Genomic DNA, 25,622 nt, shown 5'->3' on the forward strand with positions numbered 1-25,622 from the left:
CCGTCACCAACCCATTCCAGACCTAGCGATCAAATCTGCTATCTGCGAACTAAACGTAATTCCATAAGCACCAGGTCTGGTTTTTAGGCTTTATTAGATCGACTTCATTAATTTGACTAGGTTTCATATTCACGCCCCCTTTGGCAATTCAAAAAACCTATGTTCTTAAAGGATCAAGCAGGTGCTTTAAACCATTGTGATCTAACTCCTGCATTAGCGCCAATAACTGCCCTAACTGACCCGATGGAAAGCCCTCACGCGCAAACCAATTCAAATAATGTCCCGGCAAATCCGCAATCATTCGCCCCTTGTATTTGCCGTAAGGCATAGTCACAGTAACGAGTTTTTTAAATCTTCTGGATTCATCTACGCAAACAGCCGTTTAGCCAAACCCTGCCCTTTATGGGCGCGGCTGGATTCGCGGTGTTGATTCAGGTCGATGGGATTGCCAATTGCCGAACCAAAGCTTTTAAGCAACTTGCCTTGGCAAAAGGTGTCGATAAGGGTTTCATTGAGGTTGAGTTGCTGCATCATTTTTGGCGTATTCTCGGCAATATACCCGCGCTTGCTTGGATGCACCGCACGCCCCAGATAATCAACAAACTCCAAGTAATCAGCATAATCAAACGCAATCACCGGATTTGGGTGGGTATGGTGATGTTTGGGTTCAAATTTTATCAAGGGTGCATTCGGCAAGGTATCAAGCTTATTGAAAAAGCTTTGCGATTCGTCGGATAAATGCTCAAACAAAGGACTTTGGAGCATCGAGGTTTGTGGTTTTTTAATGCCTTGAGTTTGTTCAATACGGCGTTGAATCGAGGTGAAATCCGAATCGTCCAGATTATCTGCGATATTTGCGCGTACTGGGTTTAAATCGACATAGGCCATTACCGATAATATCGCTTGTTGATCTAATAAGGCTTGGCTTTTAAAGCGCCCTTCCCAGAACCGCCCTTTAAATACACAGACCCACTAAACAACTGCATCCAACGCTCTAGCACCTCATCATCCGACCAGGCCTGGGCACGCTCTTTATCAACTCTAACCACCAAATGATAATGATTGCTCATCACCGCAAACGCCGCAATATCCACCGCAAACACCGAAGCCAGCTTCAACATGGTCTGCTCGATCCATTCACGGCGGTGTTCATAGTTTTGACCGGAAATCGAATCCACACCGCACGAAAACGCACGGCGAACGCAACGATTCACCAAATGATACCAAGGGGTATCCGACAGCAAAATCAATTCTTGGCGAGCTCGGGCAATCTATTATGGGTGTCCTTTTAGTTTATTAAATTATTTTCTGGTGTACTTACATTTAGGGAAATTTGAACAGCCTATAAACTTCCTATTTCCTACTTTTGATGTTCTTACCAACAGATCACCACCACATTTAGGGCAGATATGACCGCTTTCATATTTTTCTGAAAGCGATATTCTATGGTGTCTTCTATCTTCTGAATTTGATTTGTATGGCTTTAACTTTAGGTATATTTCATCAATTTCATCATAGTTTAAGACTTCATCTGACTTTGTTAAGATGTATGGCATTAATTTTTCATTCATTACATTTTCAGGCATATCATCTCTGAATACTGCGTGAATGCCGAAAAACACAATAGAAAAAAATAAATCATCTTCAAGTTCTAATAGTTTCGATAACGACTTGATATGACCGTAATTCTGGTGAAGTGGGTTTTGAAAGCGAAATTTTCTACCGTCTATTTCTTGAATCCATTCCTTGTCTCTTTCACCACCATAGATCAAGCCTTTCCGGTTCTTCACCTCAATAACAAATATTCCGAATTTAGACACAATCACCAGGTCAATTTCTGTTGTTCCGTTTTTGCCAGGTATTATTAAATTGTCTAGTTTTTTATACTCGGCATTATTCAAATATACCCTTGATACTAGACTAATAATGAACTCTGCCCACCAGCCTTTTAAAATTGAACTAAATGACATTGAAACACCTTTACTTCATCCATCGGCTGTGAATTTTATAAGCAACTATCCAGTTTGTTTGATTCCGTTCGTATTCTCTTTGGCCATTCCTTGTAGCTGTAGCTCGAACTTTTCAGCCGTTATACTTTGTTTAGGCCGTTTTTTGCAATCATAGTAACCTGAACTGTCAACTAAAAAGACACCCATATTTATCTCGAACCCACTGTCCCAGTGGGAATGCCTATCAGACGCCGACCCTGGCAAGGAAACAAGCTGATTAAAATAAAGACCTACAAATACCACATTGCTTACTAATACGCATCAAACAATCATTATAACCAGGCCTGGTTAAATCATGCATTTTTTAAACTTAAAGGACACCCACTTTTATAAGACCACAAGACCACTAAAATAACACCCATTTTTATTGTTAGTCGTGAGGCTAAAACTGAATCTTCTTAACCTCGCCATTTTCGCAAATCACGGCATATTGCCCTAGTGCGCGTTTGCGGTTGAGTTCGCGCTTTACAGCACGTTTCAATACTTCAAGCATATCCTTAGCATCCAGTTTTATGGTGCTTTCGGATGGTTTAATCTCAGTAGCATCCATCAGCGATTCCTTTTAAAACTTTAAACGAGGCTTGTTTATCCACAAACCCTGAAGCCCCCTAATAAAGCTGATCTTGTTTTTCCGCAGGGCTATCACCAACTTGATTTAGTAAATTTAAGGCATGTTCGCGGCTACCGTTTTTCGCTCGCTGCATTAAATAATCCTCCGTTTTAAGTGAGGCAATTTTTTCAGCTACAGCGTTAACGATAAATTGGTTGATGGATACTTCACCCTTGAGGTTTTCGATTTCTTTTTTGTAATAATCGGGCAGTCTTAACGCATAGTTCATTTTAAAACTCCTTGTTGTTGCAAAAACGCTTTTGGGGTGCAGAGTGTAAAGTTGAACTTACCTTCGATGGCTTTAAAATCTTGGATATTAAAGCTAATCAGGTATTCAGCCTGAGCATTAACCGCAAGCTCTAGCACCATGTCATCCTTGGGGTCTTTAATCAACGGACGCCATAAAAAATAAATGGGTTGGCGATTTGAAATACAGCAAATGTCATCGATAAAACGACGTAAGTCTTGCTCAGAAAACTGAGGCATTCGCTCTCTATTTTTTGGGCGGAGCAATACATCTTCCAACTCCATAATAAAAGGGGTAGAAACACTATGAAGTTGACTAGACTGCTGAAATAACCATTTCACTAGGACATGAGATGCACCTTGATTAGATGTCAACGCAGAAAGCCAAACATTGGTGTCACATACGATCTTCATTAGACAATCCACCCCTTAATATCAAATATAATATCACTACATAAAAAATGTGTCTAATGTAATTGTCGTGACAGTGATACGACTGTTCTGGTCTAATAGCAATGGACACTTTTATTAGAGACAATAGATATTGTCGAGCTAGGAGTGATCATGACTGAAAAGAGAACTTATAAAACCTACAGCGATGAGTTTAAAAAAGAAGCCGTCGCTTTAGTGACTGAGCAAGGATATAGTGTAGCTGAAGCTGCTCAATCCTTAGGGGTTAGAACCAATTTGCTTTACAAGTGGAAAGACAATCTAGAATCGCAAGCCAAAGGGATTGTGCTCGATCCAGATGAGCGAGCTGAACTTAAAAAGCTACGTGCTGAAAACAAGCGTTTAAAGGTCGAAAAAGAAATCTTAAAAAAAGCCTCAGCCCTTCTGGCACAAGACATCCTGTAGGATTTGAACTCATGGAAAAACTGGTTCAGGAGGGCTTAGCAGTTAAGTCTGTCAGCAAGATGCTCAAGCTAAGCCGTTCAGGTTACTATGCTTGGAAAAAACAGCCTAAGAAAGGTATTACGCCCGAAGAACTCGAGCTACAAGGCATGGCCAAGCGGTTATTTAAAGACAGTCGGCAAAGTCTTGGCTCACGTGAGCTCGCTAAAGCCCTACAAAAAAACGGTTTTCCAATTCAGTCGTGAAAAAACGCGTCGACTAATGAAAACACCAGGCTTGGTTGTGACGCAGCGACGGGCCTACAAGGTTACAACAAAACGAAACCTTACACATCGTGTGGCAGAAAACCTGATTAAGATGGACTTTAATCCCACTAGGATTAATCAAGTTTGGGCGGGTGACATCACCTACTTAAAGACCCCTCAAGGTTGGTTGTACTTGAGTATTGTGATGGATCTTTACTCACGCCGTATTATTGGCTGGGCGCTCAGTGAGCGCATGACGGTGGAGTTGGTCATGAAATCGTTACAGCAAGCCTATTGGCTACGTGGACACCCTAAAGGCGTGATTTTTCACAGCGACCGAGGTTCACAATACACCAGCAAGCGTTTTGCGAGATTGTTAGCTAAACAGAAAATGCGTGCGTCGATGGGTGATGTGGGTGCCTGTTGGGATAATGCGGTCGTAGAACGTTTTTTTGGTAGTCTCAAGCATGATTGGCTATTTAAAGTGCATCACGCCAGCGCTGAAAGCATGAAACAGGATGTAGCGAGTTATATGCGCTACTACAACTTAATTAGGCTTCATAGTTCTAATGGTGGTTTATCGCCCATTGACTATGGAAATTGTAAAAAAGATGTGTCCAAAAAAGCTTGACCAGAACAGACAATTTGTTAATCGTAATCAGAACTCCCCACCCTGCCGCATATCATTAAAACTCGGAGCGACCACCAGCAGGGCTTGTAATCTATTTGTCGCCGTAGAACCCTGTTTTGCAAGGGTATTCCCTCACTCAATAGTCTCCCGGCACAGCCCTTGCCGAGCAGAGGGATTTCACCTCCAATCTTCTACCGATTTATCTTGGCGCACTGGATGTCCTAATGGTAACGTGGTATTAGAGATTGAAAGGACACCTAGATTAAAAGGACACCCATAGATTAAAAGGACACCCATATTTGATATCCAAGAAAAATTGACCCAATTGCACCCCATCAAAATTGCCGATGGTGACCACCCTGCCGGCTGCAAATTCAGGCCAAAACCTTTTCAAATTGTGTAACCCACGAATCAGTCGCTTAAAGTGCATTTACTAATATCAAAAACGCAATCATAACCGTTTGAATGCGGGATGTAACCAGATCATTCTTTCGCTTTAAATTGATCCATAAAACGTCGAGGCCTAAAGCCAAGTAAAATCAAGGTTGCAGCATAAGCCAAAATCGCACATAAGATTAAAATCAATAACTCAACAACCCTTTGACCTGCAGTAAATGATAACCAGGCCTGGTGGCCTGGATTAAGCAAAATTAAGACAACCGCCATCACTATTACCGCTGACACAACCTGTAAACTAAACCCGCGCCAAGGCGTTTGCAGACTAAAAACGTCCTGCTTGAGCAAAAAGTAATAAAGCAGGCCTGCATTCAGCATCGCTGAGATTGACGTCGCCAACGCCAAACCAACGTGCGCTAACGGCCCGATTAAAATCAAATTCAAAATGATATTGCTAACCAGCGCCACCACCGCAATTTTTACAGGGGTTTTCATTTCTTTACGTGCATAGAACGCAGGAGCTAAGACTTTAACCAATATAAATCCGAGTAAACCGAGCGAATAAGCCATTAAACTCTGACTCGACATCAGCACATCAAACGCGGTAAATTCGCCATAGAAAAACAGCGTGACTAATAACGGCTGCGCCAGTAAAAACAAGCCTACCATCGCGGGCAAGGCAATCAGCGCGACCAGCTTAAGCGCAAAATCCAAATCCTGTTTAAAGCCTTCCCAATCAGCATTCGCGGCTTTTTTTGATAAACCGGGGAGCACCACGGTGGCCAAGGCCACACCAAACACCCCAAGCGGGAACTCCATTAAACGGTCGGAATAATACAACCAAGATACGCTGCCGGTGACTAAAAACGACGCCAAAATCGTATCGACCAACAAATTAATTTGCGCCACCGATACCCCAAATAATGCGGGTAACATCAAACGTTTAACTTCACCGACACCGGGATCCGATTTAGCCGTAGGCGATGGAAGCAACCCCATCTGCCATAAAAACGGTAAATGAAACATCAGTTGCACAATACCCGCCAGCAACACCCCCCAGGCCAGCGCCATCACGGGCTGCTCCAAATGCGGTGCCAACCAAATAGCGCAGCCTATCAGCACTAAATTTAACCAAACCGGGGTAAAGGCCGGGACAGCAAACTTATTGTAGGTATTCATTAACGCCGACGACAAGGCGACGAGTGAAATCAACATCAGATAAGGAAAGGTGATTTGCAACATGGCTGTGGCCAGTTCAAATTTCTCAGGATCAGCGCGAAAACCCGGCGCAAACACCGACATCCAAAGCGAGGCGCCAAACACACCAAACAGCGTGAGCAACAATAAAATTAAACCCAGCCGAAACGCAATAGCACCGACCAAATGCCGAACGGCTTCAATTCCGCGCTTTTCTTTTGTTTCGGCCAACACCGGCACAAAGGCCTGTGAAAACGCGCCCTCAGCAAATAAGCGCCGAAAAAAGTTAGGTATTTTAAACGCAACAAAAAACGCATCCGCCCCCGCCGAAGCCCCAAAAAACCGTGCAATAACCATATCGCGGACAAAACCCAACACCCGCGAAATCATCGTCATGCCGCCGACGGTGGCGGTGGCTTTAATTATTTTTCTCAAATCGGCTCAACTAAATTAACGAAACTTCGCAGATTTTACCAAACAACCCGCCTTAACGCCGAGCCTTCTGAGCCATTATTGCGATTCTTTAGACACGCTTGTCAAGGTCTGATCCAGCTGCTGCTCGGTTTTCCACGGCATCAAATCCGGTGAATGATGCAGATATTGTAAATAACGTTCAAAGTGATCCAATATGTCGCTAATCAGCTCCTCTTTTTCATAGCCATAGACATCATAGGATTGATCACCGCGCCGCAAAAACACATCTGCGCGGTAGTAATGGCTTTGATCATTGGCTTCGTCTTGCACAATTTCAGGATAAGCAAACCCCGGCATCACGTAATCGCGCAAGCGAACCTCATAAATAAACTCGACCTCATTCGCTTTAAACACTTCAATCCGAGACTTGAAATCCCGGTTATCAAAATAAACCTCAGCTGGCCAACCTCGCTGATTCAATTCTTTTTCAACCTGTGTCATGCTGGGATGCACCACCTGCTGCACAAAAGCCTCCACCTCTTGACGCGAAGGATACTGAATTAAATTTGCCAAGCGTTTTTTCCAGCTACGCGGTTGCGCGGGCTTGCCGGACTGCATGGCGTTGACCAAACTCAATTCCCGCTTGGTTTCTAGCAATAACGCCCGCCACATACCCAGCATCGCAATCAACATGATCACCGCAAATGGCAACGCACTGACAATGGAAGCCGTCTGTAAGGCTCCAAGACCACCGGCAATCAGCAATACAGAAGCCACTAAACCTAACATCAGCGCCCAAAACACCCGCTGCCAGACCGGCGTATTGACCTGACCACCTGATGCCAATGAATCCACTACTAAGGCCCCCGAATCGGCTGAGGTCACAAAAAAAGTGATAATTAAAAACACAGCAATAAACGAAACGACACTGCTCAGCGGCAAGTTTTCAAACAGCATAAACAACGCAATGGTATGATCCGCCAATACCTGCTCTTTTAACTCATCAATTCCCTGCACCATAATCATATGCAACGCGGTATCACCAAACACCGTAAACCACATAAAGGTAAAAAACGTCGGCACCAACATCACACCTAAAACAAATTCACGGATGGTGCGACCCCGGCTGATTTTAGCGATAAACATGCCGACAAACGGCGCCCATGCAATCGTCCAAGCAAAAATAAACAAGGTCCAATTACCAATCCAATCACTGGAGGTATAAGCTTGCAAGCTAAATGTGCGTTCAACGATCGAGCTTAAATAGCTGCCGGTATTTTCTAAAAAGGTTTCCAATAAAAACAGGGTCGGGCCAACAATAAACACAAACAGCATTAACAAAATCGCCAAGGCGATATTTATCAACGACAGGCGCTTAATGCCCTTATCCATACCCGCCACCACCGAAATCGTTGCTAAACCAGTAATCACCGCAATCGTGACCACCTGTGCCGTGGTGCCTACCGGAACGGCTGGCCAGAGATAATTCATTCCGGCATTAATTTGTGAAACCGATAAGCCCAAGGTGGTGGCGATACCAAAAATCGTCGCCAAAATAGCAAAACTATCCACCGTATGGCCAATTGGCCCATAGATACGTTCACCAATCAACGGATAAAGCGTTGAGCGAATCGATAAAGGCAACTGATGCCGAAATGTAAAATAAGCCAAACTTAATCCCACCAAGCCATAGATAGCCCAAATATGAAACCCCCAATGGAAAAATGAAATCACCATCGCTTGTTTGGCGGCATCAACTGTTTCAGGCGTGCCTTCCGGTGGCGCAGCATAATGCAACACCGGCTCAGCCACCCCAAAAAACAACAACGCGATGCCATAACCGGCCGAAAACAACATCGCAAACCAAGCGGTAAAACTGTATTCCGGCTCAGTATAGTCATCACCCAGCTTAATATTGCCCCAACGAGTAAACGCCAAACTGACAATAAAAATCAAAAATAATGCCACGGCTAGCATGTAAAACCAGCCAAAATTGACGGTGATAAGGCTCAAGGTTTGACTAAACACTTCACCGGCTAATTGCGGGTTAGCTAAGGTACCCACAACCAGTAAAACAATCACACTGACCGCCGGAATAAAAACCGGAAGAAGAAGGGTTTTGCTCCAAGTAGAGGTATTAAGTGAATCAGCAGACATGATTTATTTGTTCCATTTTGTTTAAGAATATGGCTACACCTTAACAAAAACAGCCCGCTGATTGCCAGTTTATCCGCTTTTTACCATACAGATACTAAGTGAATCTACAAATAATCATGATAATTCCTTATTATTCAAGCTGTCTTTTGACAGTATTAAACTAAATATTGGAGGTGATAATGAAAGCCGCTGAACTCATGGTACGTTGCTTAGAAAACGAAGAAGTCGAATATATTTTTGGCATTCCTGGTGAAGAAAACCTCGATTTAATGGATGCCCTGCTTGACTCCAACATCGAGTTTATCTTGACACGTCATGAACAAGGCGGCGCATTTATGGCCGATGTTTATGGTCGCCTAACCGGCAAGGCTGGGGTATGCTTATCAACCCTAGGTCCTGGAGCGACCAATCTGGTCACAGGCGTGGCCGATGCAAATATGGATCGCGCGCCTGTGGTGGCGATTGCAGGTCAAGCCGCTACAACAAGGCTACACAAAGAAAGTCATCAAGTGCTTGACCTTGTTAACCTATTCCAACCGATTACTAAATACAGCACTCAAATTCTTAGTCCAGAAATTATTCCTGAAATCATACGCAAGGCTTTTAAAGTAGCGCAAATGGAAAAACCTGGCTGTAGCTTTATCGATTTCCCCGAGAACATCGCCGAAATGCAAGTCGATAAACAACCACTTAAACGCCAAAGTCCAAGCCTTCCAGCACCTAACTTTGACAAGGTACGTCAAGCCGCTGATGTAATCTCTAATGCTCGCCATCCTGTCATTATTGCTGGTAACGGGGTAGTTAGAGCAAAGGCTAGCAATGCGCTGATTGAGTTTGCCAGCAAGCTCAATATTCCCGTTGCCAGCACCTTTATGGCGAAAGGCACCATCCCCTGCCGCCATGAACTGTCCATAGGAACGATTGGCTTACAAGCACATGACTATATTGCCTGTGGTGTAGATCGCGCGGATGTGGTTATTTGCGTCGGTTATGATATTGTCGAATATCATCCTTACTTATGGAACAAAAACCCGAACTGTAAGATTATTCATATCGACACCCAACCGGCTGAGGTTGATGAATATTACATCCTTGAAGCCGGTGTGCTGGGCGATATCGGCAGAAGCCTTGAAAGCATTGCCGCACTCGCGCACCGCCAGGATGACAATGGTATTGGCAATTTAAAACAAATGATTGATTATCAATTTCACCAATACGACGAAGATCAAGCCTTCCCGGTAAAACCACAAAAAATCATCCATGATTTGCGCACCGCACTGGCAGATGAAGATATCGTAATTTGTGATGTCGGCGCCCACAAGATGTGGATGGCGCGAATGTACAACGCGCAAGCGCCAAACACCTGTATTATTTCAAACGGTTTCGCCTCAATGGGGATTGCCCTACCCGGAGCCATTGCGGCCAAACTTGCCAAACCAGAACAAGTGGCTGTGGCCGTCACCGGTGATGCAGGATTTCTAATGAACTGTCAAGAAATTGAAACCGCAGTACGTTTAAAGCTAGCGCTAGTGGTTTTGGTCTGGAATGACCAAGAATATGGTCTGATTAAATGGAAACAATTGAATCAGTTCGGTCGTGAAAGTCATATTCAATTTGCAAATCCTGATTTTGTAAAATTTGCCGAATCCTTTGGTGCCAAAGGTTATCGGATTGAACATACCGATGAATTATTGCCAACCCTAAAACAAGCGATTGCAGACCAGTGTGTAGTGATTATTGATTGCCCGGTAGACTACTCAGAAAACCTTAAGCTAACTCAGCAATTGGGTGAAATGGTTTGCCCTACCTAATGACGATCAAGTGCCGATTGTCTAGGAATCTGAAAATCATTAGAAAACGGTCGGCTGACATCCAGCAACCAGCCGTTTTCAAGTAAATTACGCCCTAAAAGAACCGGATAGCTTAAATGAGATCGGTCGGTTAAAGTAAACTCAAGTTCCATCCACTGACCTTGAATTTGAACCCACAACAAAACCACCGGACGACGAACAGGGTTTGCATTATTGGCTTGTCGAATCTCAGCATAACGAACTAATGGCTGACGCAGTCTGACCCAATCGATAGCAGGCTGCTCTTGCTGCAACCCTTTGATTGAGATTGAAAAATAAACCCAGTCAAGCCCGTCTTGGCTAACAATCTCAATGTCTTGTGCACTCAATGATGAAGTTGTCGCCCCACTATCTACTCTAGCCAATAGATGAGATTCAGTGCTGGCAAAAAATACAGGCTCAACGCCTGCCAATACCTTATCAACACTATACGGCTGCAACAAATAAACCAGCAGCCATAGCAGTAAGCCAAAGGCAAACCCCAAAATAAAGCTAAAACCATGAAAACGAGATGTGATTTTCAAATGCTTTTACCCAGCGTAAACAAAAAACCCCCGCTTTTGTATAAAAACGGGGGTCTCAGCATATCGTTTAAATCAATAGGATAATTTTAAAAATTATGCCATTGCTTTGATACGTGCATTAATACGACTCTTAGAACGAGAAGCCTTGTTCTTAGCAATCAGGCCTTTACGTGCCATACCATCAAGTTTAGACTGTGCTGCACGAAACGCAACATTTGCCTGCTCTTTATCACCCGATTGAATCGCTGCTAAAACTTTTTTAACAGAGGTACGCATTGCAGAACGTTGAGACGCGTTAAGTTGACGACGTTTCTCGGCTTGTTTAGCGCGTTTTAAAGCTTGTACTGAATTGGCCACAATAGCTCTCCAAAATTTATAAAATCTAAAGTAATCTGGGTTTTACACCCTGTCAGATTCACAAGGCAGCCAGTCAATTACCATAGGGTTTGAGTAGGATGCGGAGGATTATACAGACTAAATCACTAATTTCAAGCGTTTATTATTAACAACGCCTATTATTCACGATGGTATGGATGGTTCTGCAACACCGACCAAGCACGATAAATTTGCTCGGCTATTAACACGCGAACTAATGGATGAGGTAAGGTTAACTTTGACAAACTCCAACACCAATCAGCCTGATCAATGATTGATTGATCTAATCCATCGGGTCCCCCAACCACTAGCGCAACATCCTGACCACCCGCCAACCAATCTTCTAAATGTTTTGATAACCCAGTCGTGGTGGGTTGTTGTCCATGCTCATCTAACACAATCAAACGACATGCTTTTGGAATCGCAGCTTGAATTCGCTTGGCTTCTTCCGTTTTATTTTGCTCAACCGAACTGGTTTTACCCCGCTGCGCCATCGGTAACTCAATTAAGTTGAGCGAACAGGATTTTGGCAAACGCTTGGCGTACTCCGCATACCCCTCCTGCACCCACTTAGGCATTTTGTGCCCCACAACGATAAAGTGTATCTGCATAGATTAACCAGGCCTGGTAAGTCTGATTAGTTGCTGGCTTCAGAAGCGTTTTTTGGCTCTGCTGGACGAGACTTCATATCCCACAACTTTTCCAAAGCATAATAAGCACGCGCACTCTCTGTCATCACATGAACAATCAAGTTACCATGATCAATCAATGCCCAATCCGGTTCCGGACCGGTTTCACTGCCCAAACTAGGGTCACCGGCTTCTTTAAAAGCTTGATCAACCATGCTGGCGAGGGCACGAACATGCGTGCTTGATGTTCCGGTTGCTACAATCATACAATCTGTAAAATTAGATAACCCGGTCACATCCAAAACTTGAATGTCACGCGCTTTACCATCATCCAACGTTTTATAAGCGAGGTCTTTTAACTCTGTTAAATCCATTGATTTCCCTTAAATGTAAAGTTTATTCTGTTTAATAGTCTCAATCACCCCTCTCGGGGTTAAAAACTCGATTGGCACACCCTGTTGAACCAAGTGGCGAATTTGTGTAGAGCTCACATCTAATTGCGTGACCTCAACTTCAATAATTTGCCCAGCAGACTGATTTAGCTTTGTCGTTAAACGCTGATGCAACAGCTGCGCTAACTCGCCCTGCTGCGGTAGGCTTTCACCCGGCCGATGCATGACTGCCAAGTTCGCCAAATCCAAAATACCCGATGAATCCCGCCAACTTAAAAAACGGCTAAACGCATCAGAACCCATTAACAACACAAGATCCTGACCAATGTATTGCGTCTTAAGAAAACGCAAGGTATCCACCATAAACGAGGGGCCCTGACGCTCAATTTCGCAGCGTTCAAGTTCAAATCCTGGCTGATGGGCAATGGCTGCCTGCAACATCTGACAACGCAATGCAGAAGAAGTTGAAGGTTGATCACGGTGAACAGGTTGATAACAAGGCACAAAACGAACTTGTGACAAGCCCAGTTGATGCATTGCATCTAAAGCCGGGCGCAAATGCCCATAATGTATCGGATCAAAGGTGCCGCCATAAATGCCGATTTTTTTGCTTACACCCTGAGCAGGCCTGGTTAAACTCACACGTGTCCTTGTCAAAATGTTATGCTTTAAAAAATTGTTCTTGCATTATACCTGAATCGAAAACGATGTTAACCAACAAACTTAAACCAAACCAACTGTCGGATGCCTACCTCGGTTACTACGCTAGTCGATTTGGGCCTGTGACTATCACTATGTCAGGTCAACAATGTATTGGCTGTCAATTTGGTTGGGTTAACAGCCCCTACCCTAAACATTCGACGCCTCTAGCCGCCGATTTGGCAGAACAAATAGGCCAAAACATGCCGTTACCATTAGATCTTTCCTTATCACCCGCAGGAAGCGCTTTCCAGCAAAATGTTTGGCAAGCTTTGTTAAGCATCCCTTTTGGACAGACACGCAGTTACCAAGAGATCGCAAATCAAATTAAACATCCCAAGGCAGTGCGTGCCGTTGCAAATGCGGTGGCCGCCAACCCAATCGCTTGGTTTATTCCCTGTCATAGAGTGATCCGCTCTAACGGTCAGATTGGAGGTTATGCTTGGGGCATCGCTTTAAAAAAACAATTGCTTGCAGCTGAAAAAATTGAGTTTGAAGCCTGTCGGACTAAAGGCATTTAATACTTATGACAAGCAAAATGGATAATAATTTTCACCCGGATTTACTCGCTTGCGTGCTAGAACTCATCCAACAAGATCCGCAAGGCGTTGCTGAGCATCAATTACTCAAAAGCCTAGCTACAAAAGGCTATGAGGTATTCAGTCCCAGCTTAGAACCGCTCGCATTATTCCAAGCGCACTTTTTGCTATTTCATCTACTCTATCGTCAGCGAGAAAGCTGGTACCAACAAGGGCATGGCTGGCTACAAATCGACTGTTTAAATATCCAATTTCATCCCGTAGCTTACGAAGCGGATGCCAAAACTGAAAATGAACTCAAAATTGATGATCCATTAGCACGCTATTATCTTGATTTTGAGCATTATCGCCAAACGCAAACGGAAGAGGTTGTGGCCTTGCTTGAAAACTTTTGGTTACGACTCTCAACGAACCAACCCAATAAGGTCATCGAAGCAAAACGAATATTAAACATCGCCGATGATCAAATACTCAGTATTGAACTGATTGAACGCCAGTTTCGCCAACTTAGCCAAATTCACCACCCTGACCGAGGCGGTAAAAAACACGATTTTCAGCAAATCACACAGGCAAGAGCCGTATTAAAAAGCTCAATTTGACGTGTCCTTCAACCAAATCGCACTAACCATACGACCCGTTTGACCATCACGACGATAAGAGAAGAAATCAGTGGCATCGCCATAGCTGCATCGACCGGACAGGCTTACTCGATCAACCCCCAAATGCTGGAGTTGATCCTGAGCTATGCCTGGCAGATCAGCAAAAAACTTCGACGGTGCCGCAGGGTTTTCAACAAAAAAACGACTTAAGCTTGGGGATTGGGCTAGGAAAGCGTCCACTACCTCCTCCCCGACTTCAAAAACCGCCTGTGAAATCGCAGGGCCAATCCAAGCAATCAGATTTTGAGGCTGCTCAGGAAGTGTCTCTAGTGTTTTGGCAATGATCCCATCCGCCAAACCACGCCAACCGGCATGCACTGCTGCAACCAAGCTGGCAGCTTGATTGGTCAATAAAATAGGTAAACAATCAGCGGTCATCACCGCACAAACTTGATTAGGCTGATCACTCCAGACCGCATCCGCTACACAAGGCTGCAAGCAGGCCTGGTTAAAATGGACAACATGGGTGGTGTGCTGCTGGTTCAACCAAGCCCACTTCAAATCAGCCGCAAAAGCCTGCTGCAAAATAGCACGATTGTGTGCCACTGCCTCGGGCTGATCCTCAACATGGTCAGCCAAATTAAAACTGGCATAAGGCGGCAGACTTACACCGCCTTGGCGCGTGCTAGTCAAAGCTTGAATTTTTTGCCCCACCGACCAATTTGGTTCAATAATCGGGAATATCATCGTCCGTTACCCATTCGACCTCAACATCATAGTCATAATCGATTTCGTCATAGGCATTATTGCGATTAGCAATAAAATCAACCTGATCATCACGCAAAATATCAATCAGCAGTGCCATATCGTCAGGAATAGGCGCTTTCCATTTCATCACCTTGCCAGTTTTAGGATGTGTCAAACTCAACACACCGGCATGCAAAGCTTGGCGCTTAAAGTTTTGTAGCAGCTCAACAAATTCAGGCATCATTTTCTGCGGAATGCGCAAGCGCTGACCATAAACCGGATCACCTAACAAAGGAAAACCCAAATAGGCCATATGAACACGAATTTGGTGGGTACGCCCTGTTTCCAGACTAACCTTAACGTGCGTATGCGCACGAAACTTTTCCATCACGCGATAATGGCTGACCGCCTCTTTACCCCCGGTGACCCGCACCGCCATTTTTTTGCGATCATTAATATGACGGCCAATCGGTTTACTGATCGTGCCGCCAGAAATCATATTGCCCACAACCAACGCATCATATACCCGCTCAACATCATGACGTTGAAGCTGATCCACCAAGTGCGTTTGAGCTTGCAGTGTTTTTGCTACCACCATTAAACCCGAGGTATCTTTATCCAAACGATGAACAATGCCTGCGCGTGGGACTTCTCGCAGTTTAGGCGCATAATATAATAAAGCATTCATCAAGGTGCCATCCGGATTACCGGCACCCGGATGCACCACCAGGCCTGCTGGTTTATTAAGCACTAAAATCGATTCATCTTCATACACCACGTCCAAGGTTATGGACTGTGCCGGGATATCGGTTTCATCTTCAAGCTGTGCATCCAACTCCACCAGTTCACCACCCAAAATAGTATGGCGAGGCTTGGTGACCACCTCACCATCAACCTTGACCAAACCCTGTTTTAACCAGGCCTGTAAACGACTACGCGAAAAGTCTGGAAACGCCTGTGCCAACACGGCATCCAAACGCGAACCCATTTGATCATGTGAAATTTTTGCAGACAAATTTTGACTACTCAAGCGCTATTCCTTAATCTGTGATAACATTCAAAAATAATTTTACTATTGTAACCGAGAAACCATGCTAAGAATTTTTTCAATTATCCTGATACTCAGTATCTCCACCGGATGTTCTTCAATTTTCAAAAAACCTGAATCAGAATGGACGGTTGAAGAGTTTTATCAAAAAGCCAAAGGCGAGTTTGATAGTGGGCAGTGGAAAATGGCCATTGAATATTATGAAAAACTGAAGGCAAACTTTCCTTACGGCGATCATGCAGAGCAAGCTTACCTAGAACTCGCCTATGCTTATTATCGCTACGATGAACCCTTGTCAGCGATTAGAGAACTCGACGAATTCATTCGTATTTACCCTCGTCATCCCGAGCTGGCGTATGCGCATTATCTTAAAGCCGTTGCCTCCGACTCTCTGAATCGTAGTTGGCTTGATAAATACATTACTGACCCTGCACAGCGTGACGCCAAATCAGCACTGGAATCCTATCGAGCTTATCAGCAGGTTATCCAACGCTTCCCGAACAGCCCATACACTCAAGCTTCACAGGCGCGATTAGTTGTTTTAACCAATCAGCTAGCACGACGTGAAATGGAAATTGCTCAGTTCTACTACAAAAGAGGCGCCTATTTGGCTGCAGCTAATCGCGCGACCGCCGTAATTGAACATTACCCAAGATCACAATCCAATATTCCTGCACTTAAACTCATGCTCTCTGCCTACCAAAAACTCGGCATGGAAGAAAATGCCCGTAGCGTTCAGCAGATTCTTGAACTAAATAGCAAAACGTAAAACACCAAAAAAGTGCACCAGTTTCAAATTGGTGCACCACTACGATCACATCACACCCACCACTGACTAAAATAGTTATCAAGCCCTTGTTTTAATTTTTAATTTTCTTAATCGGCTTCTTTATTGTTAATTTATAAAAATTATATATAAGGAATCGCGTCATGGAAGAATTACAAAATCACCTGAATATGCTTTGGATTTTAATGGCAGCGGCCATGGTCTTGTTTATGCAAGCAGGCTTTACCGCAATTGAATCAGGAAAAACCCGAGCCAAAAACACCATCAACGTTGCACTTAAAAACATTATGGATTTTATTGTTTCGATTATTGCTTTTTGGGCACTGGGGTTTGGTTTAATGTTCGGCGCCAGTGCGGCCGGTTGGTTTGGCAACACCGGCTTTTTTCTTCTAGGCGAATTAACCCCTTCAGACTACAGTCTATTTGTCTTTCAAGCCACCTTTGCGGCTACCGCCGCTACCATTATTTCCGGCGCCGTCGCAGAACGCATGAAATTCATGGCCTATGCACTGGTATCGCTCGCCACCGTTATACTCATTTACCCCATTTCAGGTCACTGGATCTGGAATGATGAGGGTTGGTTAGCGAATATGGGAATGCTCGACTTTGCAGGTTCTACGGTGGTGCACTCCTTAGGCGCTTGGGTCGGCTTAGCAGGTATCATCATGCTAGGCGCAAGAATAGGAAAATTCAATCAAGACGGTTCTGCCAATCACCTACAAGGTCACAACCTGGTTCTTGCTGTGCTAGGTGTCATGATCTTATGGTTTGGCTGGTTTGGATTTAATGGCGGCTCACTACTCGAAGTTAATGAGAACCTACCCCGAGTCATTTTAAACACATTACTCTCCGCTTCGTTTGCGGCAGGTGCGGTTCTGATTGCAACACTCATTATCAATGGTCACCTTCGAGTTGAAAAATTACTCACTGCTGTTATAGCAGGCCTGGTAGGGATCACCGCCAGCGCAGATATTATGACGCCTATCGGCGCAATATTTATTGGCATAGGTGCAGGACTCATCGCTTACGCATTCGAATATCTCATGCTGAAATGGCGACTTGATGACCCAATCAATGTGGTTGCCAGCCACGGCGTAGCCGGTGTTTGGGGAACGCTTGCACTTGCAGTATTTGCACCTATAGAAGCGCTCCCTGCCGGATCTGTGCTTGCCCAGCTCTGGATACAGCTGATTGGCGTGGTCAGCGTATTTATCTGGGGATTTGGCCTCGGGTTAGTTTTATTTTGGACACTGAAAAAACTGGATTGGCTAAGAGTTCCACCCGAAGGAGAAATAATGGGATTAAATCGCTATGAACATGGTGCTTCATCAGGGGTTTATGATGTGATGCTGGCAATGAAGCAGATGGTAGAATCAGGTAAATTTGATAAGCGCCTAGAAGTAGAAGCAGGAACTGATGAGGGTGAGCTGGCTCAGGCATTTAATCAGCTCACTGAAGCCGTCGACCAATCAATTGGTGAAGTCAACCGTGTTCTTAGCCGAGTTGCCCAAGGTGACTTTAGCCAACGCATTGAAACAGACCTGCGTGGTGATTTGAATAAAATAAAACAAGCGGTCAATCAATCGGTTACCAGCATTAACACAACTAGCCAATCGCTAGAACAGGTGATGCAAGGCCTCTATAAAGGTGATTTTAGCGTACGCATGAGCGATCAGGTACAGGGACAACTTCGCTATAGCGTTGATCAAGCGCTTGGACGGTTAAGCAATACCATGTCTGAAATCAACCAAATCATGCACGCCATGTCCAACGGCGATTTTAGCCAAAGAATAAACCTTGAACTTGAAGGCGAACTATTACAGGTAAAACAACACGTCAATGATTCTATGGATCATGTCAGCCTAGCGGTAAATGAACTCAACCTAGTCATGAATGCGCAATCTCAAGGCAACTTTAGTCTAAAAATGCGCGGTCAGTATGGAGGTGAACTGGCTTCATTGCAAACTGCACTCGATAAAAGCTCAGATCACCTTATGCATGTTTTAGAAACCATGCTGGTCATTGCAGACGAGGTAAGCTACGCTTCAAACACTGTGGCAGAAGGTAGTTACACCCTCAATGATATGTCGGCCAACCAAGCCACTAGCCTTCAGCAAACACGCTCCACGATGATGAGTATCTCGGACGAGGTCAAACTTACCACAGAACATGCCGCCCAAGCCAATCAACTGGTTACGGAGGTGGATGAATTTAGCCAAAAAAGCCAAGCCAGTATGCAGGCGACTATTGAAACCATTCAGCATATCCAAGCATCGAGTCAAGGCATTCAAGATATTATTGGTACGATTGAAAGCATCGCTTTCCAAACCAACCTGCTAGCATTGAATGCAGCCGTTGAAGCCGCTCGCGCTGGGGAAATGGGGCGAGGATTTGCCGTCGTAGCCAGTGAAGTTCGCTCCCTAGCGCAACGCTCTGCCGAAGCCGCAAAAGACATACGTCAATTAATCGAAAACACGGTCAACCAAATTGAGGCCGGCGCCCAACGTGTCAATCAGACCGGAGACAAACTAAGCCACATGACCCGATCCATCAACCAAGTTGTGCAGATTATTAACCAGGTGGCGCAAGCCGCTAAAAATCAAACCATCAACGTCAACGAGGTGGTCAGTAATCTTAATGTAATTAACGACATGACTCAAAAAACTTCCGAGGTCGCAAAAAGCGCTCAGAGCGCAACAGAAGGCATGCACCACCAAGTAAGCCAACTCCATGAAATCATGCAGTTTTTCGACACAAAAAACAAACTTAAACTATCCAGCTAGCTTAGCTTAACTTAACCAAAGCGCCAATAAACCGGCACCTTGGTTTTTGCCGTTGAAATTATTTGCCACCTGCGCACAAAGGTGACGCTGGAACCGCCTGTGTTTCAACCCACTCCTTGGGCGTAAAGGTATGCAAGGCCAAAGCATGAAATTGCTGCATTTCATCCGCCAACACCTTGTAAACCGCTTGGTGCCGTTTGACACGACTCATATCGTTAAATGCGGATGAAACCAACACTAGCTTAAAGTGTGACTCCGTTGCTGGTCCGGCATGCAGATGACTTTCATTTTCCAACCCCAAATGATCAGGGACAAATGCCTGTCGAACCTTGCCTTCAATAAGTTGCTGCAATGTCATTTTACCGACTCCTTATTCTGATTATGTAATTGCTGTGCTAACAATAAATCAAGTTTTCGATTTAACTCTGCTACCTGTTGATCAATCGTTTGCATACGCTGCTCTTCGCTTAACTCGTGTTCTAGTAAACCCTGCTCAAGACTTTTACGATGCTCTTCTTCCAACACTGAAACCACAATACCGATCATCATGTTAAGGAAAATGAAAGTGGACATAAATATAAAGGTTAAATAATACATCCAACTCCAAGGATAGATTTCCATGGTTTCATACATTACATCGGTCCAGTCTTCAAAGGTCGCAACACGGAAAAGCGTAAGCAACGCGGCTCCTAAATCGCCCCATAAAAAATCATTAATTGAGGCAAACAAGAAACTACCAATCACCGCATATAAATAGAAAATAACAAACATGAGCAATGCCACATAGCCAATCCGCGGAATCGCGATCAACAACGCACTGACCAGTACGCGCATTTCAGGAATAAATGATATTAGTCGTAATACACGGAATAAACGTAACATCCGCGCGATTAACGCATACTCTGAATCATCAATCGGGATAAGACTGATGACCACAATCGTAAAATCAAAGACATTCCAACCCTTTTTAAAGAAATCCCGCAAACGGTCTTCGGCCGCCATGCGCAACAAGATCTCCATTAAAAAGAACAAGGTCACCGCCACATCCATTACGGCAATAACACCCAGCACACCTTGCGGTATATCATAGGTTCTGGCACCAATCACAATCGACGACACCACAATTACGCTGATAACAAACCACTCAAATGCTTTGTTATCGCGAATAAGTTTAAAATTATGCTGAAGCTTGGCCCATGAACCCCTTAACTCTCCACTCATCTCGCTCTCTCTGTTACTATAAAATTAAAAATCCAAATTGGCGCTATTGTACTGAATCCTGATAAGGCTTTTATTGCAAAGCAACAATAAATTAAATTTTTGCTAGAATAGGGTTCATTTTTTTATTTTCAAGAGGACCGAGTTATGTCAACCATCACCGTTATTGAACAAGGAACCTGTGAATTTGACGGCCAATTCTCCATGCTTGAAGCCTTGGACGAACAAGGGTTTGATATGCCCTACAGCTGCCGTGGAGGCAACTGCGGTGCTTGTGAAGTAAAACTTCTATCCGGCCAGGTTGAAGAAATTCAAATGCCGGCCTATGATTGTGACAAGGGCTATATCCTGACATGCAGCGTTATTCCACTCACTGATGTTGAGATTGAAATCCCTTGATTTGCACCAAAACAAATCAACACTCACAAAATAGGTGCGTGTTTAATTCATAAACCTTTAGACAAACTAATAAAATTACAAATATATTTAGTTAACAATCAACAACTTAAAATATTTAAGCCTGTTTTTAAAAAACTGGCACGCTTTACGCTTTAACCAAGCTAACAATCAGTCTTCTGATTTTGCACTTAAAACAACACTATAAAACGAAGGATAAGCTTATGTCAGCACAAGCCATAATTGACCTAATCAAAGAAAATGAAATTAAGTGGGCCGACTTGCGCTTCACAGATACCATCGGTAAAGAGCAACACGTCACAATTCCTGCAGCGGATGTTGATGAAGAACTATTTGAAGACGGTCAAAACTTTGACGGTTCATCAATTCGTGGTTGGAAAGGCATTCAAAGCTCCGACATGGTGTTGATGCCTCAAACCGATGGTTACTACATTGACCCATTTTTCAACGACCCTACTATTGTTATTCGTTGTATGATTGTAGAGCCTTCAACCCTTGAGCCCTATGAAAAAGATCCACGTGGTATCTCTAAAAAGGCCGAAGTATATTTACAATCAACCGGCATCGCTGACACCGCATTTTTTGGGCCTGAACCTGAGTTCTTTATTTTTGACGACGTGCGTTGGGGCGCAGACATGTCAGGTTGTTTCGTTAAAATTGACGGCGAAGAAGCGGCATGGAACTCTGAGAAGGTTTATGAAGGCGGTAACATGGGTCACCGTCCAAAAGTGAAAGGCGGTTATTTCCCAGTTCCACCGGTTGACCAACTTCACGAAGTTCGCGCAGACATCTGTGCGATGGCAGAAGCAATGGGGCTTAAGCTAGAAGCCCATCACCATGAAGTTGCCAACAATGGTCAGTGTGAATTAGCGGTTGCAGGTAACACCTTAACTGCCAAGGCAGACGAGGTTCAAATCCTTAAATATGCCGTTCATAACACCTGTCACGCCCTTAACAAAACAGCCACATTTATGGCTAAACCAGTCGTTGGTGACAACGGTTCAGGGATGCACATCAACCAATCCTTATCTAAAAATGGCAAAAACATTTTTGCAGGTGATGTTTATGCCGGTTTGTCACAAGAAGCCATTTGGTATATCGGCGGTTTGATGAAGCATGCTCGTGCATTGAACGCTTTCACTAACCCAGGCACCAACTCTTACAAGCGCTTGGTACCTGGCTTCGAAGCACCTATTTTATTAGCTTATTCAGGCTCAAACCGTTCAGCATCAATCCGTATTCCTTATGCGCCATCTGAACGCTCTCGTCGTGTTGAATTACGCTTCCCAGACCCAACGGCTAACCCTTACCTAGCGTTTGCGGCCTGCTTAATGGCTGGATTAGACGGTATTATCAATAAAATTGATCCAGGTGCGCCTGCTGAAAAGAACATGTACGACCTGCCTCCGGAAGAAGAAGCAACCTATACTGCATTGTGTGCCTCTTTAGAAGAAGCCCTTGACGAATTGGACAAAGATCGTGAGTTCTTGAAAGCCGGTGGTGTATTCACCGATGACGTGATTGACTCATACATCAAACTAAAAATGGAAGAAGTGACTCGTATGCGTGCGACAACTCACCCTATCGAGTTTGATATGTACTACTCTGCATAAGCGCTATCGGCTTATTCTGAAAACCCGCTTCGGCGGGTTTTTTTATTTTGCAGTTTCACCCAAACCCTTCTCCTTGTTTTTTGTGCAACCCTTACATTCTAGCCTGTGCCATAATTGAATCTCACTTTTGATCTGGATAAAGGCGATGTATCGTTCAAGTCTCCCTACTCTGTTTTTAATACTGCTCAGCTATGGCGCGGCTTTTGCCAACGCAAATGGCTATCCAAATCCCGCTTCTCAGTTTAGCAGCGACCAACAACCGCTCAAGTATCATGCTCAAGGTTATGGCCAACATACCGTGTTACTGCTTGGCGGTGGCCCTGGTTTTAGCAGCTGGAACCTCACCCCACTACAAACACATCTTGCCAAGGATTACCGCGTGCTATTAATGGACATGCGAGGTATCGGTGAAAATCAAGCGGGTCTAAAGCAAACTGAGGGCTTGCTCGACCAATGGGTGCAAGACCTTGAATCCCTGCGGCGCTTTGAACAAGCAGGACAGCTTATTTTAATTGGCCACTCTTGGGGCGCATTGATGGCACAATACTACGCCCGACAACATCCAACACGGGTTGCTCGGCTTATTCTGCTTAACCCCGTTGACCCAGAACGCCTAGCCATGCGCCATCTGGTAGAAAGAATTGATGATCGTCGTCAACAAGCAGGCCTGGTTAATCAGCAACATGATGACTGGGAACACCCCGCCCCGCTTTCTCAAACGGAACTTATTAAGCAACAACTTAACCAGGTACTGCCTACCTATTTTTATGATATTCAACAAGGACAAAACTATGCACGACAGTTCAGCCTGAATGATCTTTCGCTTGAGGTCAATCATGCTATCTGGCCGCAATACCAAGCGAACCCGATTAGTCCTGATTTTCTTCAAACCCTAGCGAAACGGCGCGCCATCGAATTTATAAGCTGCCAACAAGATCTTTTAATGCCTGAAGCCTTAAAAGGCTATAAAGCAATATTACCGGCTATTTCATACCAGCTGTTAGACCAATGTGTTCATTTTCCCTGGGAAGAAACCCCAGACACTTTTTATCATGCCCTTGATTTGGCAATGCAAACCTTAGCACCGGAAGATGATTTCAGTGATCTATCAGAAGCGGATCGTGCTTGGCTACTCGATGACTCAGGCTTAGACCTACTGCTTGATGCACTAGCCGCAACCGAATCCAAAGTGCGCTTTGTTGAACCCTTTAGCCTTGACGAACACTACTCAATGCGCAATCAAATAGACATCACTCCGCACAGCCTAGAAACAGGGTGGGCCGATTTAGTCCAGTGTCACGCTAATCTGGATGCGGTAGCGCAACTCCAAATTGTCTACAATGAAGCACACACACGGAACCTTGCAATACTCAGCCAAGATAAGGTTGACTTTGCCTGGATCGAAGGCGCCAGTATCCAAATGCAAGGGCTTAACAAAGGGGCTGAAATTTGCATCTATGCCGAAACCTTCGCCCTTCAAACAATGGACGGCGGTTATTTCATAGAACGCGGCCCTTTTATGCGGCGCTTTCTAGATGGCTACTTTCCGATGCATGTTGAACTCACCCTTAATTGGCCGGGGCTAAAACTTCAACCACATAAAATACTGCCCTTACCGCAACCAGGCCTGGTAATAAGCCAAACCCACGATGCGCTGAGTATTAACTACTGGTTTCAAGGTCAATTAAAGCCACGTATCGAGTTTAAAACTATCGGACTTGATAACCCCTTGAAGCATCAGTAAATCGTCTTTAAGCCAAATAGTTAATAAATTTGCACCGATCTTACATCTAGCTTGATTCCACAAGAAATATTTCTCAGTCGGTCGTAATCCTAGATACGATGCTTCTTCAAAAACTTCCTTGTGAAACCAGTTTACTGGACAACTTCAGTACAAATTCACCAAACATTCGGGTTAAAATGAACCGATTACTAAGAGTCATAAAAGGTTAGTATTCACCATGTATACTTCTGAACGCGATAAACTTCGACAGCACTATGCCGATATTTGGCAAAAGGCACGAAACAATCAACCACTAGATGCCCTTGAAAAACAAATCGCACTCGTGATTGAGCAGCACCCTGAATACCATAAAATACTTGAAAATCGACAACATATCAAAAACGAATACCTACCAGAAATGGGGGAAACTAATCCGTTTTTACATATGGGAATGCACTTGGGCATTCGTGAACAGGTTGCAACCGACCGACCGAGCGGAATTGCTCAAGTTCACAAAAAATTGAGTTTAAAACTGGGCAGCATGCTCGAAGCCGAACATGCGATGATGGACTGCCTCGCTGAAGCCCTGTGGAATAGTCAAAAATATCAACAGGCACCAGATGAAATGGCCTACAGTGCCTGCTTACAAAAACTGATTAAAGGATAAAACATGTTATTTGACCCATTAAAACGTGCGTTACGCAACGGCCTTTTCCTCTCGATTGCAGTGGGCATTATTGTTGGCTGGCAAGGTGAATCGATTTGGACAGCCTTTACCAGCGCCCTCTTTACCTTTGCCATTATCACCCCCGCCTTTTGGCTTTCTTACAAATGGGCGAATAAACTAGCCGCTAAACATCGTTCACCGGAAGAAAAATAGCAGGCCTGCTTCAAGCAAGTTGCAAATTAGTTTAATCCCACT

Annotated in this window: 28 protein-coding genes and 1 pseudogene; 11 read left to right on the forward strand and 18 right to left on the reverse strand. The window is 44.4% G+C overall.

The annotated features are described in order from the left end of the window. Positions 1-157: 157 nt before the first annotated feature. The 7 genes from JX580_RS07490 to JX580_RS07520 form a co-directional block, all read right to left on the reverse strand. On the reverse strand, positions 158-301 hold the full coding sequence (locus tag JX580_RS07490) for a DUF3820 family protein (protein ID WP_248849929.1): 144 nt from the start codon (positions 299-301) through the stop codon (positions 158-160). Positions 302-366: 65 nt separating this feature from the next. After that, entirely contained in the window at positions 367-888 is a 522-nt protein-coding gene (locus JX580_RS07495) for a hypothetical protein (RefSeq protein ID WP_248849930.1), read from the reverse strand. 23 nt (positions 889-911) lie between these two features. Then, positions 912-1,244 carry a hypothetical protein gene (locus tag JX580_RS07500; protein WP_248849931.1) on the reverse strand — a complete coding sequence of 111 codons (333 nt, stop codon included), beginning with the start codon at positions 1,242-1,244 and terminating at the stop codon, positions 912-914. Positions 1,245-1,301: 57 nt separating this feature from the next. Next, the gene (locus tag JX580_RS07505; RefSeq protein WP_248849932.1) at positions 1,302-1,970 is read right to left on the reverse strand and encodes an NERD domain-containing protein; all 669 of its coding nucleotides are present in this window, start codon (positions 1,968-1,970) and stop codon (positions 1,302-1,304) included. Positions 1,971-2,391: 421 nt separating this feature from the next. Beyond that, positions 2,392-2,559, reverse strand: coding sequence for a hypothetical protein (locus tag JX580_RS07510; protein ID WP_248849933.1), 168 nt, complete (start codon positions 2,557-2,559; stop codon positions 2,392-2,394). A gap of 58 nt (positions 2,560-2,617) precedes the next feature. Next, a complete protein-coding gene (locus tag JX580_RS07515) occupies positions 2,618-2,848 on the reverse strand; it encodes a CopG family transcriptional regulator (protein ID WP_248849934.1) in 231 nt (76 codons plus the stop codon). Next, the gene (locus tag JX580_RS07520) at positions 2,845-3,279 is read right to left on the reverse strand and encodes a putative toxin-antitoxin system toxin component, PIN family (RefSeq protein ID WP_248849935.1); all 435 of its coding nucleotides are present in this window, start codon (positions 3,277-3,279) and stop codon (positions 2,845-2,847) included. Before JX580_RS07520 ends, JX580_RS07515 begins: the two co-directional genes overlap by 4 nt. Before the next feature lie 150 nt (positions 3,280-3,429). Between JX580_RS07520 and JX580_RS07525 the strand changes: the two are divergent. After that, positions 3,430-4,593 (forward strand): annotated as a pseudogene (locus JX580_RS07525) (IS3 family transposase). 483 nt (positions 4,594-5,076) lie between these two features. Here JX580_RS07525 and murJ read toward each other — a convergent pair. Beyond that, positions 5,077-6,621: a murein biosynthesis integral membrane protein MurJ gene (gene murJ, locus JX580_RS07530; protein WP_248849936.1), complete on the reverse strand. Its 1,545-nt coding sequence runs from the start codon at positions 6,619-6,621 to the stop codon at positions 5,077-5,079. Between the two features lie 75 nt (positions 6,622-6,696). After that, on the reverse strand, positions 6,697-8,757 hold the full coding sequence (locus JX580_RS07535) for a BCCT family transporter (protein ID WP_248849937.1): 2,061 nt from the start codon (positions 8,755-8,757) through the stop codon (positions 6,697-6,699). 179 nt (positions 8,758-8,936) lie between these two features. On the opposite strand from JX580_RS07535, the gene JX580_RS07540 reads away from it, so the two are divergent. Then, the gene (locus tag JX580_RS07540; protein ID WP_248849938.1) at positions 8,937-10,568 is read left to right on the forward strand and encodes an acetolactate synthase large subunit; all 1,632 of its coding nucleotides are present in this window, start codon (positions 8,937-8,939) and stop codon (positions 10,566-10,568) included. Here JX580_RS07540 and JX580_RS07545 read toward each other — a convergent pair. The 5 genes from JX580_RS07545 to nadD all read right to left on the reverse strand — a co-directional run bounded on the left by JX580_RS07545 (position 10,565) and on the right by nadD (position 13,184). After that, positions 10,565-11,131, reverse strand: a complete 567-nt coding sequence (locus tag JX580_RS07545) for an ATP-dependent zinc protease family protein (protein ID WP_248849939.1) — start codon at positions 11,129-11,131, stop codon at positions 10,565-10,567. The genes JX580_RS07540 and JX580_RS07545 overlap by 4 nt on opposite strands. 93 nt (positions 11,132-11,224) lie before the next feature. Continuing rightward, positions 11,225-11,488 carry a 30S ribosomal protein S20 gene (gene rpsT, locus JX580_RS07550; protein WP_248849940.1) on the reverse strand — a complete coding sequence of 88 codons (264 nt, stop codon included), beginning with the start codon at positions 11,486-11,488 and terminating at the stop codon, positions 11,225-11,227. A gap of 158 nt (positions 11,489-11,646) precedes the next feature. After that, positions 11,647-12,117 carry a 23S rRNA (pseudouridine(1915)-N(3))-methyltransferase RlmH gene (rlmH, locus tag JX580_RS07555; RefSeq protein ID WP_248849941.1) on the reverse strand — a complete coding sequence of 157 codons (471 nt, stop codon included), beginning with the start codon at positions 12,115-12,117 and terminating at the stop codon, positions 11,647-11,649. Between the two features lie 26 nt (positions 12,118-12,143). Beyond that, the gene (rsfS, locus tag JX580_RS07560) at positions 12,144-12,509 is read right to left on the reverse strand and encodes a ribosome silencing factor (RefSeq protein WP_248849942.1); all 366 of its coding nucleotides are present in this window, start codon (positions 12,507-12,509) and stop codon (positions 12,144-12,146) included. Positions 12,510-12,518: 9 nt separating this feature from the next. Next, the gene (gene nadD / locus JX580_RS07565) at positions 12,519-13,184 is read right to left on the reverse strand and encodes a nicotinate-nucleotide adenylyltransferase (RefSeq protein ID WP_248849943.1); all 666 of its coding nucleotides are present in this window, start codon (positions 13,182-13,184) and stop codon (positions 12,519-12,521) included. A 50-nt stretch (positions 13,185-13,234) separates the two neighbouring features. Between nadD and JX580_RS07570 the strand changes: the two genes are divergently transcribed. Together JX580_RS07570 and JX580_RS07575 are read left to right on the forward strand one after the other, a co-directional pair. Further along, on the forward strand, positions 13,235-13,747 hold the full coding sequence (locus JX580_RS07570; protein WP_248849944.1) for a methylated-DNA--[protein]-cysteine S-methyltransferase: 513 nt from the start codon (positions 13,235-13,237) through the stop codon (positions 13,745-13,747). A gap of 17 nt (positions 13,748-13,764) precedes the next feature. Beyond that, on the forward strand, positions 13,765-14,364 hold the full coding sequence (locus tag JX580_RS07575) for a DNA-J related domain-containing protein (protein WP_248849945.1): 600 nt from the start codon (positions 13,765-13,767) through the stop codon (positions 14,362-14,364). On the opposite strand, the gene pgeF is transcribed toward JX580_RS07575, so the two are convergent. Together pgeF and rluD are read right to left on the reverse strand one after the other, a co-directional pair. Beyond that, positions 14,356-15,111 carry a peptidoglycan editing factor PgeF gene (gene pgeF / locus JX580_RS07580; protein ID WP_248849946.1) on the reverse strand — a complete coding sequence of 252 codons (756 nt, stop codon included), beginning with the start codon at positions 15,109-15,111 and terminating at the stop codon, positions 14,356-14,358. The genes JX580_RS07575 and pgeF overlap by 9 nt on opposite strands. Beyond that, positions 15,092-16,141, reverse strand: coding sequence for a 23S rRNA pseudouridine(1911/1915/1917) synthase RluD (gene rluD, locus JX580_RS07585; protein ID WP_283103576.1), 1,050 nt, complete (start codon positions 16,139-16,141; stop codon positions 15,092-15,094). Before rluD ends, pgeF begins: the two co-directional genes overlap by 20 nt. A 61-nt stretch (positions 16,142-16,202) precedes the next feature. Here rluD and JX580_RS07590 point away from each other — a divergent pair, with 61 nt between their 5' ends. Continuing rightward, positions 16,203-16,928, forward strand: a complete 726-nt coding sequence (locus JX580_RS07590) for an outer membrane protein assembly factor BamD (protein ID WP_248849947.1) — start codon at positions 16,203-16,205, stop codon at positions 16,926-16,928. 161 nt (positions 16,929-17,089) lie between these two features. After that, positions 17,090-19,729 (forward strand): ammonium transporter, encoded by a 2,640-nt coding sequence (gene amt, locus JX580_RS07595; RefSeq protein WP_248849948.1) that lies wholly within the window; start codon positions 17,090-17,092, stop codon positions 19,727-19,729. Between the two features lie 58 nt (positions 19,730-19,787). Here amt and JX580_RS07600 read toward each other — a convergent pair whose 3' ends face one another. Further along, entirely contained in the window at positions 19,788-20,087 is a 300-nt protein-coding gene (locus JX580_RS07600; protein ID WP_248849949.1) for a BolA family protein, read from the reverse strand. After that, positions 20,084-20,950: an ion transporter gene (locus tag JX580_RS07605; RefSeq protein WP_248849950.1), complete on the reverse strand. Its 867-nt coding sequence runs from the start codon at positions 20,948-20,950 to the stop codon at positions 20,084-20,086. Before JX580_RS07605 ends, JX580_RS07600 begins: the two co-directional genes overlap by 4 nt. A 144-nt stretch (positions 20,951-21,094) precedes the next feature. Between JX580_RS07605 and JX580_RS07610 the strand changes: the two genes are divergently transcribed. From JX580_RS07610 to JX580_RS07630, 5 genes are all read left to right on the forward strand, one after another. Then, a complete protein-coding gene (locus tag JX580_RS07610) occupies positions 21,095-21,346 on the forward strand; it encodes a 2Fe-2S iron-sulfur cluster-binding protein (protein ID WP_248849951.1) in 252 nt (83 codons plus the stop codon). Between the two features lie 221 nt (positions 21,347-21,567). Continuing rightward, on the forward strand, positions 21,568-22,977 hold the full coding sequence (glnA, locus tag JX580_RS07615; RefSeq protein ID WP_248849952.1) for a type I glutamate--ammonia ligase: 1,410 nt from the start codon (positions 21,568-21,570) through the stop codon (positions 22,975-22,977). 145 nt (positions 22,978-23,122) lie between these two features. Next, on the forward strand, positions 23,123-24,721 hold the full coding sequence (locus JX580_RS07620) for an alpha/beta fold hydrolase (RefSeq protein ID WP_248849953.1): 1,599 nt from the start codon (positions 23,123-23,125) through the stop codon (positions 24,719-24,721). Between the two features lie 217 nt (positions 24,722-24,938). Continuing rightward, a complete protein-coding gene (locus JX580_RS07625) occupies positions 24,939-25,367 on the forward strand; it encodes a DUF1841 family protein (RefSeq protein WP_248849954.1) in 429 nt (142 codons plus the stop codon). Positions 25,368-25,370: 3 nt separating this feature from the next. Next, positions 25,371-25,580, forward strand: coding sequence for a hypothetical protein (locus tag JX580_RS07630; protein ID WP_248849955.1), 210 nt, complete (start codon positions 25,371-25,373; stop codon positions 25,578-25,580). Positions 25,581-25,622: the final 42 nt, after the last annotated feature.

The organism is Thiomicrospira microaerophila (assembly GCF_023278225.1).
GTDB classification, from domain to species: Bacteria; Pseudomonadota; Gammaproteobacteria; order Thiomicrospirales; family Thiomicrospiraceae; genus Thiomicrospira; species Thiomicrospira microaerophila_A.

Bases quoted from the DNA above. Each gene is read 5' to 3' on its own strand.
- rlmH (WP_248849941.1), bottom strand. From the start codon at position 12,117: ATGCAGATACACTTTATCGTTGTGGGGCACAAAATGCCTAAGTGGGTG.
- rsfS (WP_248849942.1), bottom strand. From the start codon at position 12,509: ATGGATTTAACAGAGTTAAAAGACCTCGCTTATAAAACGTTGGATGAT.
- JX580_RS07540 (WP_248849938.1), top strand. From the start codon at position 8,937: ATGAAAGCCGCTGAACTCATGGTACGTTGCTTAGAAAACGAAGAAGTC.
- glnA (WP_248849952.1), top strand. From the start codon at position 21,568: ATGTCAGCACAAGCCATAATTGACCTAATCAAAGAAAATGAAATTAAG.
- amt (WP_248849948.1), top strand. From the start codon at position 17,090: ATGGAAGAATTACAAAATCACCTGAATATGCTTTGGATTTTAATGGCA.
- JX580_RS07630 (WP_248849955.1), top strand. From the start codon at position 25,371: ATGTTATTTGACCCATTAAAACGTGCGTTACGCAACGGCCTTTTCCTC.
- JX580_RS07610 (WP_248849951.1), top strand. From the start codon at position 21,095: ATGTCAACCATCACCGTTATTGAACAAGGAACCTGTGAATTTGACGGC.
- JX580_RS07515 (WP_248849934.1), bottom strand. From the start codon at position 2,848: ATGAACTATGCGTTAAGACTGCCCGATTATTACAAAAAAGAAATCGAA.
- JX580_RS07570 (WP_248849944.1), top strand. From the start codon at position 13,235: ATGTTAACCAACAAACTTAAACCAAACCAACTGTCGGATGCCTACCTC.
- JX580_RS07510 (WP_248849933.1), bottom strand. From the start codon at position 2,559: ATGGATGCTACTGAGATTAAACCATCCGAAAGCACCATAAAACTGGAT.
- JX580_RS07535 (WP_248849937.1), bottom strand. From the start codon at position 8,757: ATGTCTGCTGATTCACTTAATACCTCTACTTGGAGCAAAACCCTTCTT.
- JX580_RS07520 (WP_248849935.1), bottom strand. From the start codon at position 3,279: ATGAAGATCGTATGTGACACCAATGTTTGGCTTTCTGCGTTGACATCT.
- pgeF (WP_248849946.1), bottom strand. From the start codon at position 15,111: ATGATATTCCCGATTATTGAACCAAATTGGTCGGTGGGGCAAAAAATT.
- JX580_RS07575 (WP_248849945.1), top strand. From the start codon at position 13,765: ATGGATAATAATTTTCACCCGGATTTACTCGCTTGCGTGCTAGAACTC.
- JX580_RS07625 (WP_248849954.1), top strand. From the start codon at position 24,939: ATGTATACTTCTGAACGCGATAAACTTCGACAGCACTATGCCGATATT.
- JX580_RS07605 (WP_248849950.1), bottom strand. From the start codon at position 20,950: ATGAGTGGAGAGTTAAGGGGTTCATGGGCCAAGCTTCAGCATAATTTT.
- JX580_RS07495 (WP_248849930.1), bottom strand. From the start codon at position 888: ATGGCCTATGTCGATTTAAACCCAGTACGCGCAAATATCGCAGATAAT.
- JX580_RS07600 (WP_248849949.1), bottom strand. From the start codon at position 20,087: ATGACATTGCAGCAACTTATTGAAGGCAAGGTTCGACAGGCATTTGTC.
- JX580_RS07490 (WP_248849929.1), bottom strand. From the start codon at position 301: ATGATTGCGGATTTGCCGGGACATTATTTGAATTGGTTTGCGCGTGAG.
- JX580_RS07505 (WP_248849932.1), bottom strand. From the start codon at position 1,970: ATGTCATTTAGTTCAATTTTAAAAGGCTGGTGGGCAGAGTTCATTATT.
- JX580_RS07620 (WP_248849953.1), top strand. From the start codon at position 23,123: ATGTATCGTTCAAGTCTCCCTACTCTGTTTTTAATACTGCTCAGCTAT.
- JX580_RS07590 (WP_248849947.1), top strand. From the start codon at position 16,203: ATGCTAAGAATTTTTTCAATTATCCTGATACTCAGTATCTCCACCGGA.